The 16,324-nt window shown below is 73.0% G+C and carries 16 protein-coding genes; 7 read left to right on the top strand and 9 right to left on the bottom strand.

Annotation, left to right across the window (positions count from 1 at the left end):
* Positions 1-50: 50 nt before the first annotated feature.
* The 3 genes from ABZ454_RS20790 to ABZ454_RS20780 are packed head-to-tail and all read left to right on the top strand — an operon-like array spanning position 51 to position 2,434.
* Positions 51-1,199 carry a lipid-transfer protein gene (locus tag ABZ454_RS20790; RefSeq protein ID WP_356320483.1) on the top strand — a complete coding sequence of 383 codons (1,149 nt, stop codon included), beginning with the start codon at positions 51-53 and terminating at the stop codon, positions 1,197-1,199.
* A 5-nt stretch (positions 1,200-1,204) separates the two neighbouring features.
* Positions 1,205-1,645, top strand: coding sequence for an OB-fold domain-containing protein (locus ABZ454_RS20785; protein WP_359539798.1), 441 nt, complete (start codon positions 1,205-1,207; stop codon positions 1,643-1,645).
* A gap of 6 nt (positions 1,646-1,651) precedes the next feature.
* Positions 1,652-2,434, top strand: coding sequence for an enoyl-CoA hydratase/isomerase family protein (locus tag ABZ454_RS20780; RefSeq protein WP_356320487.1), 783 nt, complete (start codon positions 1,652-1,654; stop codon positions 2,432-2,434).
* A gap of 69 nt (positions 2,435-2,503) precedes the next feature.
* Here the strand turns inward: ABZ454_RS20780 and ABZ454_RS20775 are convergent, their stop codons facing one another.
* A complete protein-coding gene (locus tag ABZ454_RS20775; RefSeq protein ID WP_359539797.1) occupies positions 2,504-3,073 on the bottom strand; it encodes a hypothetical protein in 570 nt (189 codons plus the stop codon).
* A 248-nt stretch (positions 3,074-3,321) separates the two neighbouring features.
* Between ABZ454_RS20775 and ABZ454_RS20770 the strand changes: the two genes are divergently transcribed.
* Positions 3,322-4,038 carry a hypothetical protein gene (locus ABZ454_RS20770; protein WP_359539796.1) on the top strand — a complete coding sequence of 239 codons (717 nt, stop codon included), beginning with the start codon at positions 3,322-3,324 and terminating at the stop codon, positions 4,036-4,038.
* Between the two features lie 77 nt (positions 4,039-4,115).
* On the opposite strand, the gene ABZ454_RS20765 is transcribed toward ABZ454_RS20770, so the two are convergent.
* A complete protein-coding gene (locus ABZ454_RS20765) occupies positions 4,116-6,491 on the bottom strand; it encodes a PQQ-binding-like beta-propeller repeat protein (RefSeq protein WP_356320583.1) in 2,376 nt (791 codons plus the stop codon).
* Positions 6,492-6,670: 179 nt separating this feature from the next.
* Positions 6,671-7,471, bottom strand: coding sequence for a VOC family protein (locus tag ABZ454_RS20760; protein ID WP_356320493.1), 801 nt, complete (start codon positions 7,469-7,471; stop codon positions 6,671-6,673).
* A 402-nt stretch (positions 7,472-7,873) separates the two neighbouring features.
* Between ABZ454_RS20760 and ABZ454_RS20755 the strand changes: the two genes are divergently transcribed.
* A complete protein-coding gene (locus ABZ454_RS20755; protein ID WP_356320495.1) occupies positions 7,874-8,521 on the top strand; it encodes a TetR family transcriptional regulator in 648 nt (215 codons plus the stop codon).
* A gap of 135 nt (positions 8,522-8,656) precedes the next feature.
* Here ABZ454_RS20755 and ABZ454_RS20750 read toward each other — a convergent pair whose 3' ends face one another.
* The 4 genes from ABZ454_RS20750 to ABZ454_RS20735 form a co-directional block, all read right to left on the bottom strand.
* Entirely contained in the window at positions 8,657-9,163 is a 507-nt protein-coding gene (locus ABZ454_RS20750) for a nitroreductase family deazaflavin-dependent oxidoreductase (protein ID WP_359539793.1), read from the bottom strand.
* Complete coding sequence (locus ABZ454_RS20745) at positions 9,163-10,395, bottom strand: acyl-CoA dehydrogenase family protein (protein WP_359539792.1); 1,233 nt, start codon at positions 10,393-10,395, stop codon at positions 9,163-9,165. Before ABZ454_RS20745 ends, ABZ454_RS20750 begins: the two co-directional genes overlap by 1 nt.
* Positions 10,396-10,665: 270 nt before the next feature.
* Positions 10,666-11,979, bottom strand: coding sequence for an MFS transporter (locus tag ABZ454_RS20740; protein ID WP_359539790.1), 1,314 nt, complete (start codon positions 11,977-11,979; stop codon positions 10,666-10,668).
* Positions 11,976-12,581 carry a helix-turn-helix domain-containing protein gene (locus tag ABZ454_RS20735; protein WP_359539787.1) on the bottom strand — a complete coding sequence of 202 codons (606 nt, stop codon included), beginning with the start codon at positions 12,579-12,581 and terminating at the stop codon, positions 11,976-11,978. The genes ABZ454_RS20740 and ABZ454_RS20735 overlap by 4 nt, the downstream gene beginning before the upstream one ends.
* 149 nt (positions 12,582-12,730) lie before the next feature.
* On the opposite strand from ABZ454_RS20735, the gene ABZ454_RS20730 reads away from it, so the two are divergent.
* The gene (locus ABZ454_RS20730; RefSeq protein ID WP_359539786.1) at positions 12,731-13,897 is read left to right on the top strand and encodes an acetyl-CoA acetyltransferase; all 1,167 of its coding nucleotides are present in this window, start codon (positions 12,731-12,733) and stop codon (positions 13,895-13,897) included.
* A gap of 190 nt (positions 13,898-14,087) precedes the next feature.
* Entirely contained in the window at positions 14,088-14,780 is a 693-nt protein-coding gene (locus tag ABZ454_RS20725; protein ID WP_359539784.1) for a pyridoxal 5'-phosphate synthase, read from the top strand.
* A 73-nt stretch (positions 14,781-14,853) separates the two neighbouring features.
* Here ABZ454_RS20725 and ABZ454_RS20720 read toward each other — a convergent pair whose 3' ends face one another.
* Both ABZ454_RS20720 and ABZ454_RS20715 read right to left on the bottom strand, forming a co-directional pair.
* Entirely contained in the window at positions 14,854-15,033 is a 180-nt protein-coding gene (locus tag ABZ454_RS20720) for a ferredoxin (protein WP_359539781.1), read from the bottom strand.
* Between the two features lie 29 nt (positions 15,034-15,062).
* Positions 15,063-16,271 (bottom strand): cytochrome P450, encoded by a 1,209-nt coding sequence (locus tag ABZ454_RS20715; RefSeq protein ID WP_359539780.1) that lies wholly within the window; start codon positions 16,269-16,271, stop codon positions 15,063-15,065.
* Positions 16,272-16,324 lie beyond the last annotated feature (53 nt).

Raw genomic sequence — 16,324 nt, 5'->3', positions numbered from 1 at the left:
GCTGTAGCCTCCTCCGCTGTCAGCAGTCATGACGGCCTCGGAGGTGGCGGGTGGCGACGCTCAAGGACAAGGCGGCGATAGCCGGTATCGGGCAGACGGAGTTCGCGAAACACCTGCCCGAGTCCGAGAAGACCCTGGCGTGCCGGGCCATCCTGGCGGCGCTGGACGACGCGGGCATCGACGCGGCGGAGGTGGACGCGTTCGCCTCCTACACGATGGAGGAGACCGACGAGGTCGAGGTCGCCAAGGCGATCGGGGCCGGTGACGTCACCTTCTTCAGCAAGGTGGGGTACGGGGGCGGCGGCTCCTGCGCCACGCTCGCGCACCTGGCCGCCGCCGTCGCCACCGGGCAGGCGAGCGTGGGCGTCGCGTGGCGTTCACGGAAGCGGGGATCGGGGCCGCGCCCGTGGAAGAACACCGCCGTCCAGCTGCCCACCCCCGCCCAGTGGACCAGGCCGTACGGGCTCCTGCGGCCCGCCGACGAGATCGGGATGCTGGCCCGGCGGTACATGCACGAGTACGGGGCGACCCGCGACCACCTCTTCAACGTCGCGCTCGCCTGCCGCAACCGGGCCAACCAGAACCCCGCCGCGGTGATGTACGAGCGCCCGCTGACCCGCGACATGTATATGACCTCGCGCTGGATCAGCGAGCCGCTCTGCCTCTTCGACAACTGCCTGGAGACGGACGGGGCGCTGGCCTGCGTGATCGTCTCCGCCGAACGGGCCCGCGACTGCCGGCAGAAGCCCGTCTACCTCCACTCCGTCGCCCAGGGGCTGCCCGCCCAGCACCACGGGATGGTCAACTACTGGAACGACGACCCGCTCACCGGCCCCGCCTGGACGGCGGCCCGACAGCTGTGGAAGCAGGCCGACTTCGGGCCGCAGGACGTCGATGTGGCGCAGATCTACGACGCGTTCACCCCGCTCATCCCGCTCTCCCTGGAGGGGTACGGATTCTGCGGCCGCGGCGAGGGCGCCGCGTTCACCGAGGGCGGGGCGCTGGAGAGCGGCGGACGGCTGCCGATCAACACGGGCGGCGGCGGGCTCAGCGAGGGGTACGTGCACGGCTTCAACCTCATCAACGAGGGCGTGAAGCAGCTGCGCGGCATCTCCACCGCCCAGGTCCCCGACGCCTCGACCTGCCTGGTCACCGCCGGGGAGGGCGTCCCCACGTCCGCCGTACTGCTGAGGAGCTGATCTGGATGGACGACCTTCTGCTGCCCGTCGCCGACGAGGACGGCGCCCCCTTCTGGGAGTACGCGGCCCGCGGCGAACTGCGCGTCCAGGCGTGCGCCGACGACGGCTGCGGGAAGCTCCGCTTCCCGCCCCGGCCGTGCTGCCCGCACTGCGGGTCGTTCGAGAGCGAGTGGCGGGTGACGAGCGGGCGCGGCCGCATCTGGTCGTACGTGCTGCCGCATCCGCCCCTGCTGCCCGCGTACGCCGCCCAGGCCCCGTACAACGCCGTGATCGTCGAACTGGCCGACGCCCCGGAGATCCGGCTGGTCGGCAACGTGGTCAGCGGGCCCGAGGCGCCGCTGAACTCCGTCGACCCGGCGCGGCTGCGGATCGGGGCGGCGGTGAAGGCGGTCTTCTGCCCCGTCTCCCCCGACGCCACCCTGGTCCGCTGGACACTGGAGCGGTGAGCCGGGATGACGCTGCGCACGGAGACGGACAAGGAGACCGGGGTCGCGCTGCTGACCCTGGACCGGCCGGAGAAGCACAACGCGATCGATCTCGCGACGGCCGCCGAACTCGGCGCGGCGTGGCGGGCGTTCCGGTACGACGACGGGGTGCGGGCCGTCGTGGTCACCGGGGCCGGCGGCCGGGCGTTCTGCACCGGGATCGACCGGGGCGTGGACGTCCCGCAGCCCTCGTCCCCGTACACGATCGACGATCCGCTGCTCACGATCGGGCCGAAGGCCAACGACCTGTGGAAACCGGTGATCGCGGCCGTGGAGGGCATGGCCTGCGGCGGGGCGTTCTACCTGCTGGGCGAGGCGGAGTTCGTCATCGCGTCCGAGGAGGCGACGTTCTTCGATCCGCACACCACGTACGGCATGGTCAGCGCGTACGAGGCGATCGCCATGGCGCAGCGGATGCCGTTCGGCGAGGCGGCCCGGATGTCCCTGATGGGGACGGCGGAACGGGTCACGGCCCGGCGCGCGTACGAGACCGGGCTGGTCAGCGAGGTGACCCCGCCCGGCGGCGCGGTGGCGGCGGCGCTGCGGGCGGCGGCGGTCATCGCCGCGTACCCGACCGGTGCGGTCCAGGGGACCGTCCGGGCGCTCTGGTCCGCGAAGGAGGCGGCCAGGGCCCAGGCCTTCGCCCACGCCCCGCACCTGATCGCGCTCGGGAGCCTGAGGCCGGAGCAGCAGGCGGAGCTGTTCAGGGGGCGGGGCGGGGGTGGGGGAGGCGAGTTCCGCCTGAGGTGAGTTCCGCGCCCGCGGTGAGGGCGGGGTCTCGGGCGCCGGCGCCGGGGCCGGTCAGGGGCTGAGCCCGGCTCAGTAGCTGAGCTCGGCGGTGACCGCGCACTTCTTCACCCGGGAGACCTTGCCCGGGTTGCGCATCCGGACGGAGACCGTCTTCGTCTCGCCGTCGTCCGCCTCCACGGTGGCCTCGCCGGTGTCGACGGTCCTGCCCCCCGCGTCGAGGAAGGTCACGTCGATCTCGTAGGTGTGGGTGCCGAGCGCGTCGGCGGTGAGCCGCACGGTGGAGGTGGTGACGGCCTTGCGCTTGCCCTTGCGGGGCTGCGCACAGCGGAAGACGTACGCGCGCGGGGCGTCGGACGCGGTCGCGGTGGGGGTGGGGGTGCCGTACGTGGAACCGGAGGTGCTGCCCGACGAGCCGTAGGAGTCGTCCTGGTAGGTGTCGGAGTCGGTGTCGTGGTAGGTGCCGTTGCTCTTCTTGGAGTTCGAGCACCCGCCGCCGCTGCTGCTGCTGCTGCTCGACTTGCTCTTGCCGCTTCGGCTCTTGCCGCCCTTGCCGCTCCCCTTGCTGCCGCTGGAGAAGCCGGTGAGCGCGAGTACCACCGCGACCAGGACCACTGTCAGCTTGACGTGCTGCCGCACCATCGGTACGTCCCCCTTGTGTTGTCCCTCGTGTGTGCTGCGTGCCGGCCCCTGCTCATGGGCGGCCGCGCGCCACCGTAGCGCACAGCATGGCGGCCGCCGCCCGGCAATTCGGTCATGGCCCTGTCACGGTCTCGTCATCATCCGTCTGGTGGCGTCGGCCGAGGCCCCGGCGTAGCGTCGAGTCGAGAGCGGTGAGGATCCGCGTGGCCGGCCGGCGACGCCTCTCACGCGCGCGGGAGGTGCCGGACATGATCCGTAACGTCCTCGGCTCGATCGTCGCTCTCCTTGGAGCGGCGGCCGCCGTGCTGAGCCCCTTCCGTGACTGGTACGACGGCCGCCTCGGGCGGCACTACGGGATCGACGACCTGTTCACCGGCATCACGGGGGCGCACCCCGGCGTGTTCGGCTCGATCCTGCTCCCCTTCCTCTTCGCCGCGGTCCTGGCGGTCGTGGGCGTGGTGCTCCGGTTCCGGCCGATGGTCGCCCTCGCGGGCGTGCTGGTGCTCGGGTTCACCGTGCTGTGGATGGTGCGCCAGGGGCAGGCGGCCGGCAGCCTGACCGTCGCGGGCGACGGTTCGGGACTGTGGTGGGGCGTGGCGGGCGCGGCGGGCGGTGGCGTGCTGCTCCTGCTGGGCGCGGCTCTGATGTCGGGGCGGGGCGGGCGCCGCGGCCACCGGGTGGAGCGGCCGTACGCGGCGCCGGGGGCGGCCGATCCCGACACGTGGCCGCCTACGCGGGAGCCGGGGCCGTCGGTGCAGACCAGTCCCTGGCCGGAGCCGGAGGGGGAGCCGTACGTGGGGTCGTCGGGGCCAGCGCCGGGTCATCCGTCGGGGCCGCCGTCCGGGCCGTCGTCCGGGCCGCCGCGTGACCGTGACCCCGACTCGGAGCCGACCGTTTCGTACCCGGTCCAGGACCGGCGGGACCGGCCGGACCGGCCGGGCAGGTCCGGTCCGTCCGGCGATTGAGGACGAAGCGGCCACTCACTCCAGCCCGGTCGACACCCACTCCAGCCCGTCCGACAGGCACCCGGACGCAGGGAGGCCTACGTGCGGGCCCTGTTGCCCGTGCCCGTGCCCTTCAGCGCGTCCAGCGCGTACACGCAGCGGTCCTTGCTGCACGCGTAGACCACTCCGCCCTGCGCCACCGGCGAACCCGTGATCTCGCCGCCCGTCGCGAGCTTCCAGCGGAGCTGGCCGCCCACCGCGTCCAGCGTGTACAGGACGTGGTCGGCCGAGCCGAAGTGGACCCGGCCGTCGGCCACGACCGGAGCGCCCACGACCTCGCCGCCCGCGGCGAACCGCCACTTCGGGGTGCCCGTGACCGCGTCCAGCGTGTACAGCGCGCTGCCGCTGCCGACGTGCACGTTGCCCGCCACCACCAGCACCGGCTCGATCGACTTGCGGGACTCCGTGGCGATGCGCCAGCGGTCCTTGCCGGTCGAGGCGTCGAGCGCGTACACCGTGCCGAGGTAGTCCGCGAGGTACACGCCACCGCCGGTGACGGCCGGGCCGGGGGCGAAGGCGGGCGGCGAGAGGAAGACCGCCGGTGACTCGAAGTGCCAGCGCACATGGCCGGAGACGATGTCCACGGCGAGGACCCGGGTGCCGGCACAGACGTACACATAGCCGTCCGGCGCCGGGGTCACCCGGACCGGCACCCCGCCGCAGGAGGCCGCGTCGCCGACCGGGTAGGACCAGCGCTCGGTGCCCGTACGGGCGTCGACGGCCCGCAGCCGGGCGTCCTTCCAGAGGTAGACCGTGCCGTCGTGGAGGGCCGGGCCGGCGTCCGCCGTCTCGAACTCCGTCTGCGCGCCGGTGATCTCCCAGAGCCTCTCGCCCGTGGACGCCTCCCACGCCTGGACGCCGCCGCCCCGGGTACCGGTGACGACCGTGCCGCGCTCGGCCTTCAGGGAGTACACCCACGCGTCGGACTGCAGCCGCCACCGCTCGCTGCCGCTCGTCGCGTCCAGGGCGTAGAGCGACGGGCCGTCGGAGGCGAGGATGCTGCCGCCGTCCACGGCCATCGCCCAGGCGACGTCACGGGTCTTGAACTGGCGCCGCCCGTTTCCGGTGTCCAGCGCGTGCACCTCGAAGGAGGTGACGTACAGCAGGTCACCGACGACGACCGGGGTGCCCCACACGTCGTTCGACATCCGGAACCGCCACGGGCGCCAGCGTCCCGGGCCGGGGGGCGCGCTGTCGGGCGCGTGCGCCGGAGCGGGCACGGGGGCGGTCGGGGCGGTGACCGTCCCCTTCGCCCCGGCGGGCGGGCGCACCCAGCCGGTCGCCGGGCCCGCTTCGGCGGTGGCCGCCGCCGCGCGTACGTCCTGGGCGCGCGGGCCCGGGCCGATCGGCACATGCGCGCCGGACAGCCGTACCGGGCCGCCGTCGGGCGCCGGCGGTGCGGCCGGCGGGCGTCCGCCGGCGCCGCTGCGCCAGGCGTTGTCCCGGTCGGCGCCCGGCTGCTGCCGCGGGGGCGGTGCCACGGGGGCGGGCGGGACCGGCGGCGCGACGGCGACCGCACGTCCGCCGCCCCGGCGCTGCTCGATCATCTCGGTGGCCACGGTCGGCAGCCACGCCGACGCCGTACCGCTGTCGTCGCCGCCCGAGGCGAACAGGTGCGGGGAGAGCTGGGCCTGCAGTTCGGCGGGGGTGGGCCGCAGGGAGGCGTCCATCTGCATGCACGACTCGATCAGCGGCCGCAGGTCGTCGGGCAGCCCGCTCACGTCGGGGCCCTCGCGCAGCAGCATGAAGACCGTCTCGACCGGGTTGGCCCCGTGGAACGGAGCATGGCCGGTCGCGGCGAAGACCAGCGTCGAGCCGAGCGAGAAGATGTCGCTGGCCCCGGTGACGCTGCGCGAGTCCCGCGCCTGCTCGGGCGACATGTAGGCGGGCGTGCCCACGGCGACGTTCGTCATGGTGAGCCGGGTGTTGGAGACACCGGACGCGATCCCGAAGTCGATCACCCGCGGGCCGTCCTCGACGACGAGCACGTTGGACGGCTTCATGTCGCGGTGGACGAGCTTCGCCCCGTGGATGGACTGCAGGGCCTCGGCGATGCCCGCCGCCAGCCAGCGCACGGCCTGGGTCGGCATCGGCCCGCACTCATTCACTATCTCCTCGAGGGAGGGCGCGGGCACGTAGGCGGTGGCGAGCCAGGGCACGGCGGCGCGCGGGTCGGCGTCGACCACGGCGGCCGTGTAGAAACCGCTGACGGCGCGGGCGGCCTCCACCTCGCGCGTGAAGCGGACCCGGAACAGCTGGTCCTCGGCCAGTTCCGTACGGACCGTCTTGATCGCCACCCGCCGGCCGGACGCCGAGCGGGCGAGATAGACCAGCCCCATGCCGCCGGCCCCGAGCCGTCCCAGCACCTCGAACGGGCCGATCCGCCTCGGGTCGTGCTGCGTCAGCTGCTCCACCACTTGCCTGCCACCTCCCCGTACGGACCTCAGGGAACAGAGGTCCGCCAAAAAACCCGCCGTGTGCAGCGTCTCATCAGTGGGCACCACCCGGCGGTGCGCACCCTGATTCTTCCTGGCCGAGGCCCCGGTTGCGAACCCGGGGGCGTTCCGGGTGTCCCGGCCCACTCCGTCCCGTATCAGGACACCGGGGGCTGAAGTACGGCGAAGACGGCGCCCTGGTCGTCCTGGAGGACCGCCATCCGCCCGTAGGGGATGTCGAAGGGCGGCGCGGAGACCCGGCCGCCGAGCCGGACGGCGGTCCGGACCGACGCGTCGCAGTCCGCCACGGCGAAGTAGCTGAGGAAGTAGCTGGGCATCTCGGCGGGGAACGCGTCCGTGATGACGCTGCGCCCGCCGACCGCGGTGTCGGGGCCGGGCTCGGTGCCGGCCGGGGACCACATGCGGAAGTCGACGCCGGACTCGTCCGTGCCGGGATCGCCGGTGCCGGACTCGTCGAGGTCCGCGGAGCGGAAGCCGAAGACCGCCTCGTAGAAGGCGTCGACCCGGTCCTTCTGCCGGGTGTAGACCTCGGTCCAGCAGAAGGAGCCGGGCTCGTTCTGCTTCTGGAAACCCTTGCGCTCATCCGCCTGCCAGAGGCCGAACACCGCGCCGCCGGGGTCGGCCGCCTGGGCGAGCGCCCCGGACCGGCCGGCCCGGACGGGTTCGGTGATCACCTGGCCGCCGGCCTCGCGGATGCGTGCGACGGACGCGACGATGTCGTCGGTGGCGAAGTAGACGCCCCAGGCGGTCGGCATCCGGCCGTCCTGCTTGGCGGCGAGGGCGGCGACGAGCTTCCCGTCGCTGAGCGCGTCGGCGAAGGGGCCGTCGCCGGGCCGGAAGGTCCAGCCGAAGAGCTCGCCGTAGAAGCGCTTGCCCGCTTCGAGGTCGGGGAGCTGCACATCCACCCAGCACGGCGCGGACTGCGCGAATGCGGCCATGGGCCCGGATCCTTCCGTTGCGGTGCGTCGTTGCGCGTTCTCGTCGACGGTTTGTCGTCGCGCGTCGTCGTCGTAGGCCGTCGTCGCACGACGACCCACGGTGGTGACGCTCATCACACCCAACGTAGTCGCGCACCAGGCGGCCCGCGCTCCGACCCCACCGATACGAACAAAGTTTCGATAAGAACGCCCCGCACGTCCCCGTCATCCCGTCCTCACGGAAAGTTATCCACGGACGTTGTCCACAGGCTGTTGATAACATTAATCAGACTGTGGGGAACCGGTCGGGCGACCGAAGGGCGCATCCCCCGAAATCCGCCCACTCCCCCCACCCGGCCTGCCCCACTCCCCATTTGCAGTCGGCCGAATCGCGCTCCGATCACCCGTCGGTAAGCTGACGGCATGACAGGACAAGTACGCACCGTCGACGGCCGCGTGGCCGGCCGACGCGGACAGGCGACGCGGCAGAAGCTGCTCGACTGCCTCAGCGAGATGCTCAGCTCCTCGCCGTACCGGGACGTCAAAGTCATCGACGTCGCCCGGAAGGCGGGGACTTCACCCGCGACCTTCTACCAGTACTTCCCCGACGTCGAGGGCGCCGTCCTCGAAATCGCCGAAGAAATGGCCAAGGAGGGCGCCGGGCTGACCGAACTGGTCGCCGGACGCTCCTGGGTCGGCAAGTCGGGATGGCAGACGGCCGAAGAACTCGTCGAGGGCTTCCTCGACTTCTGGCGGCGCAACGACGCCATCCTGCGCGTCGTCGACCTCGGCGCGTCCGAGGGTGACAAGCGGTTCTACAAGATCCGCATGAAGATCCTGAACTCCGTCACCAATTCCCTTACGGATTCGGTGAAGGAACTCCAGGCCAAGGGCAAGGTCGACAAGGACGTCAGCGCCGGGGCGATGGCCGGCTCCCTGGTCGCGATGCTGGCCGCCGTCGCCTCGCACCAGAAGGGCTTCACCACCTGGGGCGTGAAGCAGGCCGAACTCAGGCCGAACCTCGCGCTGTTGGTACACCTGGGCATCACCGGCAAGAAGCCGACGAAGTAGCGCCCGCGCCTCGATCCCGTACTGGGTGACGCACGGTGATCCCGGGTGCCCCAGGTCCTGTCTCGCCGACGGCGGACCACGCATGTGGTCCGCCGTCGGCGTACCCGGACGCACCGCCCGGCGAGCGCCTCCCCGTCACGCGGGGCCGTCGCCCCGCTCCCACCGCTCCAGCCGGAACAGCCGGATCTCCCGGTCGATCCGGGCCTGGTACGCGGCGTAGGGCGGCCAGAACGCCAGCGCCGCCTCCCACACCCGGGCCCGCTCCTCCCCCGCCAGCAGCCGTGCCCGTACCGGAATGTCGCGGCCCTTCCAGTTGATGACGGCCGCCTCCGGGCGCGCCAGCAGATTCGCCGTCCAGGCCGGGTGCCCCGGGCGGCCGAAGTTGCTGCCGACCAGGACCCAGCTGCCCGGCGCCCCGTCACCCGGCTGCGGCATGCAGGCCAGTGGAGTGGTCCGGAGCTGCCCGCTGCGCGCCCCCGGCACCGTCAGCACCACCCCCGGCAGCATCCGCGCGCTGAGCAGCACCCGGCCGCGGGTGAGCCGGTGCACCGCGCGGTCCATGGCGGGTACGACGTGCGGGGCGATCCGCGCGAAGACGCGGGTCGAGGACACCTTCTGGACGAGCCGCACCCCGGCCGCCATCAGACCGCCACCCGCCCGGCCGGCCCGTCCCCCGCCGCACCGGCGCCCTGCTCCGGCCCGAACAGTCCGGCCCGCTGGGCCGCGTGGTCGCGGAGCCGGTGGGCGGGGCCGAGGAGCAGTTCGCCGGCCGCCGCCCGGTCGAAGTACCTCCGCGCCCCGTCCTCCCAGGTGAGGCCGGTGCCGCCGGTCAGCTGCACCGCCTCCGCGGTGGTGAGCCGCAGCGCCTCCAGGGCCTGGGCGAGCGCGAGACCGCCGGATTCCGGGTCCCAGGCCGCGTAGTACGCGGCGGAGCGGGCCGACCGCACGCGTACGTACAGGTCCGCCAGGCGGAGCTTCACGGCCTGGAAGGAACCGACCGTCCCGCCCGACCGTTCGCGCTCCCCGACATGGCCGACCGTCCGTTCCAGCGCGCTCGCCGCCGCCCCGGCCGCCTCGGCGGCGAGCGCGACGGCCGCCGTGCGCCCGACGGCCGCGAGGGCGGCCGTCGCGTCCACGCCGTCGTCGGCGCCGAGGAGTGCGGCCTCGGTGTCGCGCAGCTGGACACGGGCGAGGGACCGGGTGGCGTCGAGCGAGGCCTGCCGGGTGCGGACGAGGCCGGCGGGCGGCTGCGGCCCGTCGGTCCTGACCAGGAACAGCAGGGTGCGGCTCCGGGGGAACCCGCCCGTGTGCGCGGCGACCAGCAGCAGTCCGGCGCTGTGGCCGTCCAGGACCTGGGCGGCCTCCCCGTACAGCCGCCACCCTCCGTCGCCGCCGGCCGGCCGCGCCTGCACGCCGCCCGCCCGCCCGCCGCCCGCCCAGGCGCCTCCGGTGAGGTCGCCGGTGAGGCCGAGCGCGGTGGAGAGCGAGCCGCCGGGGACGGCCAGTGCCGCGGTGAGCTCGCCCGCCGCGAGGGGCGGCAGCAGGGCGGCGCGCTGGGCACCGGTGCCCAGGGCGAGGATCAGGGGTGCGGCGAGCACGGCCGTGGCGAGCAGCGGGGACGGCAGCAGGGCGCGGCCCGTCTCCTCCAGGGCGACGGCGAGTTCGGCCGGGCCGCGGCCCCCGCCGCCGTACTCCTCCGGGAGGGCGAGTCCGGGCAGCCCGAGGTCCCGGGAGAGCCGGCGCCACAGGGCCGTGTCGTATCCGTCCGGTGTCGCTGCGGCACTCCTGACGTCGTCGGGTCCGCCGCGCCCGGCCAGCAGTTCGCGCAGGGTGCGGCGGATCTCGTCCTGTTCCGCGGTGAAGGCGGCATCCATCGTCGGGCTCCTTCCCCTCAGAGACCGACGGCCTCTGATCTGACGGCTCGTCATGTTAGGGGCGGGGCAGCGAGATTCCCACCCCGCGCGACTCCCTGTTCATCCTGGACGCCCTGCTCGCCGGCGGCGGCCTGCGGCCCCTGCGGGACCCGGAAGTCGCCGGACTCGACGATGACGAGGAGGAGCAGGCGGCGTAGCCCGCGACTTGATGGCCGACAGAAGGTTCTTTTGCGCTCGGTCCAGAGGGGGAATTGCCCGGTGCGATCGTGATCAATGACGAGGTAGGGCCGGCTCGTCATCAAAATCCAGCGGAAGTTTGGGATTACTTGTTGCCGGGCGGGACGTCGGCAGGTCCCGGGATCGCCGGATCGGGGAGAAGAGCAGGATCAGTGCGGCGAGGGGGACCCCCGCTGTCGTGATGGCCATGGCGGTGCGCAGGCCGAGTGCGGTTCCGAGCACGCCGCCGAGCAGTGCTCCGATGGGGATCGTTCCGTAGCTGAGGAATGCTGTGCTTGCGGTGAGGCGGCCGAGGAGATCCGTCGGGCAGTAGCGTTGCTGGAAGCTCGCCTTGATGATGTTGCCGGCGACGACGCCCGCGGAGACGCTGAAGCCGCCTGTCACAAAGAGCAGGATCCCGGCTCCGCCGACAGTCAGCGGGATGAGCAGACCGAGCATGGGAAGTCCCAGCTCGAACAGCAGTGTCGCGCGGGCCGTGCCGATCCGGTGAGCAACCCGGCGTGCGGCGAATGCCCCTGCTACGCCACCAGCACTGGTCGCCGCGATGATGACGCCGACCGTCCCCGGGGCCAGGCCGACACTCCGGATCAGGAAGACCACCTGGATTGACTGGTATCCCATAAGAGCCAGGTTGGAGGCGGCTCCGAAGAGTGTGAACGTACGAAACCAGGGGTCGAGGGCGACCAGCCGCATGCCTTCGCGGACTTCACTGATCAGTGAAGTGGGGCGATGTTCGGTTCTGGTGATGCGGGGCTCGCGATGCCGGATGCCTGCGAGGCACAGGAGGGAGACGAGGAATGTCGCGGCGTTGGCGAACATCCCGTTCACCGCACCTGCCAACTGTGCGATCAGGCCGCCGGAGCCGAGCCCGGCAATCTGCGCGGCGGAGGCGCTGCCGTGCAGTTTGGCGTTGCCTTCGGGCTGGTCATCGGGTTCCAGAATGCTGGGGAGATAGGCACTGTAGGCGGTTTGGAAGAACACCGCTGCCGTGCCTGTCAGCAGGGCGACGGCCAGCAGTAGTCCGATACTCAGCCGGCCGGACCATGCGGTGACCGGGACGCCGGCGAAGAGTACGAGGGAGACCGCGGCGGCGGCCAGCATGATCGGCATGCGCCGCAGCCGGTCCACCCAGGCACCGACCGGCAGACCGATGATCAGCCAAGGGGCCCAGGCGGCGGCGCTCAGCAGACCGACCTCGAACGTGCTGGCGTGCAGGGTGGAGACGGCGACCAGCGGCATCGCCACCCCGGTGACGGACGCGCCGAACTTGCCGGCGGTCTCGCCGCACCACAGCAGGCGGAAGTCGCGATGGCGGCGCAGGAGGCCACCGCGTATGCCGTGGCTCACGCGGAGCCACGCTCCTTGCGGGGGAAGGACTGGAGCTGCACGACGACAGGGAGCGCGTCCGGGGCGTGCTCGGCGTCCGGAACAGGGGTATGGCGGGCGATGACAGCCATCAGCTCCGCGTTGAGCGCCTCCAGCTGCTTCGGGGTCATCCGCAGGTCACTCCAGTCCGAGACGGTGCCGGCGCTCCGCCACGTGTCGTCCCAGTCCTCGCTGAGGTAGTTCACGACCCGGCTGAAGTGCTGCTGCAGCAGTTCGTGCAGGTAGACCGACAGTGCGCCCCGGGTGTCGGGATCGTCGCGGAAATCGGCAGTGTTCAGCTCATTGGAGACGTCGACCCTTCTCCACCAGCGCTCGCGTTTCGTGCCCCGTCCGGTTTCCTCCTCGATGAAGCCGTGCTCGGCGAGGTGGCGCAGGTGCCAACTGATGGTGCCGGTGTTCTCCCCGAGGCGTTCGGCGAGCCTGGTGGCGGTGGCGGGGCCGTCCAGGCTGAGCAGTTCAAAGATGTTCATCCGCAGCGGATGGGCCAGCCCTCGCAGGCTGCGCGCATCGAGGCGCCGGGTGGGCTTGGCGGGCCGTGAGATGCGTTCGCGTTCGTCGGACATGCCAACAGCGTAGGTTGCAGAGTCTCCTCTGCATAGGGGTCTCTGCAGAGGAGACTCTGCCAGTGGGTGACCTCCTCACCGATACCGGCTGCCCCGTGGCCCCCGAGGCCGGGTCCCCCCATCCTCCTATCTGATGTACCGTCAGATTCATGTCTCCTCCCCGCAAGGTCGCCGTCGTCGGCATATCCCTGGCCGACTGCGGACGCGTCGACACGGCCACGCCGTACGCCCTGCACGCCCAGGCCGCCCGTCGGGCACTCGCCGACTCGGGCCTGGACCGGTCGGTCGTCGACGGCTTCGCCTCCGCCGGCCTGGGCACGCTCGCCCCGGTGGAGGTCGCCGAGTACCTGGGACTGAAACCCACCTGGGTGGACTCCACCTCGGTCGGCGGGTCGACCTGGGAGGTCATGGCGGCCCATGCGGCGGACGCCATCGCGGCGGGCCACGCCGACGCGGTACTGCTGGTGTACGGGTCGACGGCCCGGGCGGACATCAAGGCGGCCCGCCGCACGTCCAACCTCTCGTTCGGGGCCCGTGGGCCGCTCCAGTTCGAGGTCCCGTACGGGCACTCGCTGGTCGCCAAGTACGCGATGGCCGCCCGCCGCCACATGCACGAGTACGGCACGACCCTGGAGCAGCTCGCCGAGGTGGCGGTGCGGGCCCGGGCGAACGCGGCGGCCAACCCGGACGCGATGTTCCGCACCCCCATCACGGTCGACGAGGTGCTGTCGGGTCCGATGATCGCCGACCCGTTCACGAAGCTGCACTGCTGCATCCGCAGCGACGGCGGCTGCGCGGTGCTGCTGGCGGCCGAGGAGTACGTACCGGACACGGCGAAGGCCCCCGTCTGGATCCTCGGCACCGGGGAGCACGTCTCGCACGCGGCCATGTCGGAGTGGGACGACTTCACGGTCTCCCCCGCCGCCGAGTCGGGCCGCCTGGCCTTCGCCCGGGCGGGGGTGCGGCCCGCCGACATCGATCTGGCCGAGGTCTACGACGCGTTCACCTACATGACGCTGGTGACGCTGGAGGACCTGGGCTTCTGCGCGAAGGGCGAGGGCGGCGCGTTCGTCGAGAAGGGCCGCACGGGCCTCACCGGTGAGCTCCCGGTCAACACGGACGGCGGCGGCCTCTCCGCCTGCCATCCGGGGATGCGCGGCCTGTTCCTCCTCGTGGAGGCGGTACGCCAACTGCGCGGCGAGGCGGGAGCCCGGCAGGTGCGCAAGGCGGGGGGCCGGCTGCCGGAACTGGCGGTGGCGTCGGGAACGGGCGGCTGGTTCTGCTCGTCGGCGACGGTGGTCCTGGGGCGCGGCTGAGGGGCCCCGGGTCCGGGCCGGCCCCGGACGCCCGGCCGGCGGCGGCGACGCCGGGAGCGGTGCGGGCGACCGCGCCCGCCCCCGAGGCCGCCCCCGACGCCGCCCCCGAGGCCGCCCCCGGCGGGTCCGGCGCGCCCACTTCGCTCTCCACTCCCCACCGGCCTGGGGGGCGGCGAGGTGAAATGGCGGGATGACTGACGCATCCGCCTTTCTCGAACTGCTCCACGCCCAGCGCGTCTGGGACGTCGAGCTGCCCTCCTTCGACCCGTCCGCCGCGCCGCCCGCTCCCCTTCCCCTCTTCCACGCCTGGTTCGCCGAGGCGGTCGCCGCCGGGCAGGCCGAGCCGCACACGATGACGCTCGCCACCGTGGACGCGGAGGGGCGCCCGGACGTCCGCACGCTGATGCTGCACGACGCGGACGCGCGCGGCTGGCACTTCGCCTCGCACGCCGGCAGCGCGAAGGGCCGCCAGCTCGCCGGCCGCCCGTACGCGGCACTCGGCTTCTACTGGCCCGCGCAGGGGCGTCAGGTACGGGTCAGGGGCCCCGTCACCGCCTGTTCCCCCGCCGAGAGCCGCGCCGATCTGCACGCGCGCTCGACCGGGGCGCTGGCCTCGGCGCTGGTGGGCCGCCAGAGCGAGGTGCTGGGCTCGACGGGGGAACTCGACCGGGCCTCGGACGCCGCCTGGCAGCGGGCGCGGGAGGAGCCGGACGCGGAGGTGGCGAGCTGGACGCGGTACGTGGTCGAGCCGCGCGAGGTCGAGTTCTTCCAGGGCGACGCCCGGCGGCGGCACGTACGGCTGCGCTACCGCCGGGAGGCCGGGGCGCCGAACGGGGGCGGGTCCCCGGCCGGCGTCTGGGAGCGGGAGCTGCTCTGGCCGTGAAACGGCCGTCCGGGCCGGCCCCGGGAGCTGCTCCGGCCGTGTACGGCCGGCCGGGCCGGCCCCGGCCGCCGGGTCAGGTGATCGTGATCGCCTGTACGGGGCAGGCGCGGGCGGCCTCGCCGACCATGGGCCCGGGCTCGGCCCCGGCCAGGAGTTCGCTGAGCCCGTCGTCGTCCTGGGTGAACACCTTCGGTGCGGCGAGCGCGCACTGCCCGGCCCCGATGCACGCGTCCCTGTCGATGTCGATCCGCATGTCCGTCCGTCCTTCCGCCGGCCTTCCGGTCACCACGTCACGGGCAGTTCGATGAGCCCCTGGACGGTGTCCCCCGGCTTGAAGGGGATCTCCTCGGCGGGCGCCGCCAGGCGCAGGCCCGGCAGACGGCCGAAGAGCGCGGGCAGCGCGATCTCCAGTTCCGCCCGTGCCAGGTTCTGCCCCAGGCACTGGTGGATGCCGAACCCGAAGGCGACGTGGTTGCGCGCGCCCCGGCCGAGGTCCAGCTCGTCCGGCGCCGGGTAGACGGCCGCGTCGCGGTTGATGACCGCCGTGGACAGGAGCACCCCGTCCCCCGCCCGGAAGGTGACCCCGCCCACCTCGATGTCCTCGACGGCCACCCGCGAGAGCCCGTCGGCGATGGACAGGAAGCGGAGCAACTCCTCGACGGCGGCCGGTACCCCGTCGCCGGCGCCCTCGCCCCCGTCGCGCAGCCGGGCCAGCTGGTCCGGGTGCTGGAGGAGGGCGAGGGTACCGAGCGAGATCATGTTCGCGGTCGTCTCGTGGCCGGCCACGAGCAGGATCTGGGCCAGCCGCACCAGCTCGTCGAGGTCCACCGCCCCGGTCTCCAGCTGCCGGGCGATGAGCTCGTCGAGCAGCCCTTCGCCGGGCTCGCGCCGCTTCCGCTCGATCAGGGCCCGGAAGTACGCGTCAAGGGCGTTCCGCGCCGCCTCGACGTCGGAGCCCTCGGGGCCCCGGAGCAGCTTGCGGGACTGCTCCTCGAAGAACTCGTGGTCGGTGTAGGGCACGCCGAGCAGCGCGCAGATGACCATGGACGGCACCGGCAGCGCGAAGGCGTCGACCAGCTCGGCCGGCGGCCCCTGCTCGACCATGGCGTCGAGGAGCCGGTCCACGGTCTCCTGGATACGCGGCCGCAGGGCCGCCGTCCTCCTGACCGTGAAGCTGGGGATCAGCATCCGGCGCTGGACGTTGTGCTCGGGGTCGTCGACGCCCAGCAGTTCCACGCGCCGCTGGGTGGTCGTGGCCAGCCGCGGGGCGAAGAAGGGGAACGCGGGGTTCTCCCGGTCGGACGACAGCCTCGGGTCCACGAGCAGCGCCCGCGCCTCGGCGTGGCCGGTCACCAGCCAGACCGTACGGCCGTCGAAGAGGCGGGCGCGGGACACCGACTGCTGACCGCGGCTCGCGCTCGGGTAGCCGGCCGGCGGGTGATAGGGGCAGGTGCGGTTCTGCGGGAAGGAGACGGTGCCGGTCTCTGTCATGGCGGACCTCGCGAGGAGAGGGGGGTGTCCTACCGATCACCCACCACTAGATG

It is taken from the genome of Streptomyces sp. NPDC005803 (assembly GCF_040630435.1).
Lineage (GTDB): Bacteria > Actinomycetota > Actinomycetes > Streptomycetales > Streptomycetaceae > Streptomyces.
Note: the sequence above shows the minus strand (reverse complement) of the source record. Positions and strands in the feature narration are given on the sequence as shown.

Coding starts and splice junctions, on each gene's coding strand:
- ABZ454_RS20715 (WP_359539780.1), bottom strand. CDS start 16,271: ATGACAGAGACCGGCACCGTCTCCTTCCCGCAGAACCGCACCTGCCCC.
- ABZ454_RS20755 (WP_356320495.1), top strand. CDS start 7,874: ATGACAGGACAAGTACGCACCGTCGACGGCCGCGTGGCCGGCCGACGC.
- ABZ454_RS20770 (WP_359539796.1), top strand. CDS start 3,322: ATGATCCGTAACGTCCTCGGCTCGATCGTCGCTCTCCTTGGAGCGGCG.
- ABZ454_RS20775 (WP_359539797.1), bottom strand. CDS start 3,073: ATGGTGCGGCAGCACGTCAAGCTGACAGTGGTCCTGGTCGCGGTGGTA.
- ABZ454_RS20760 (WP_356320493.1), bottom strand. CDS start 7,471: ATGGCCGCATTCGCGCAGTCCGCGCCGTGCTGGGTGGATGTGCAGCTC.
- ABZ454_RS20750 (WP_359539793.1), bottom strand. CDS start 9,163: ATGGCGGCCGGGGTGCGGCTCGTCCAGAAGGTGTCCTCGACCCGCGTC.
- ABZ454_RS20720 (WP_359539781.1), bottom strand. CDS start 15,033: ATGCGGATCGACATCGACAGGGACGCGTGCATCGGGGCCGGGCAGTGC.
- ABZ454_RS20745 (WP_359539792.1), bottom strand. CDS start 10,395: ATGGATGCCGCCTTCACCGCGGAACAGGACGAGATCCGCCGCACCCTG.
- ABZ454_RS20730 (WP_359539786.1), top strand. CDS start 12,731: ATGTCTCCTCCCCGCAAGGTCGCCGTCGTCGGCATATCCCTGGCCGAC.
- ABZ454_RS20785 (WP_359539798.1), top strand. CDS start 1,205: ATGGACGACCTTCTGCTGCCCGTCGCCGACGAGGACGGCGCCCCCTTC.
- ABZ454_RS20735 (WP_359539787.1), bottom strand. CDS start 12,581: ATGTCCGACGAACGCGAACGCATCTCACGGCCCGCCAAGCCCACCCGG.
- ABZ454_RS20780 (WP_356320487.1), top strand. CDS start 1,652: ATGACGCTGCGCACGGAGACGGACAAGGAGACCGGGGTCGCGCTGCTG.
- ABZ454_RS20725 (WP_359539784.1), top strand. CDS start 14,088: ATGACTGACGCATCCGCCTTTCTCGAACTGCTCCACGCCCAGCGCGTC.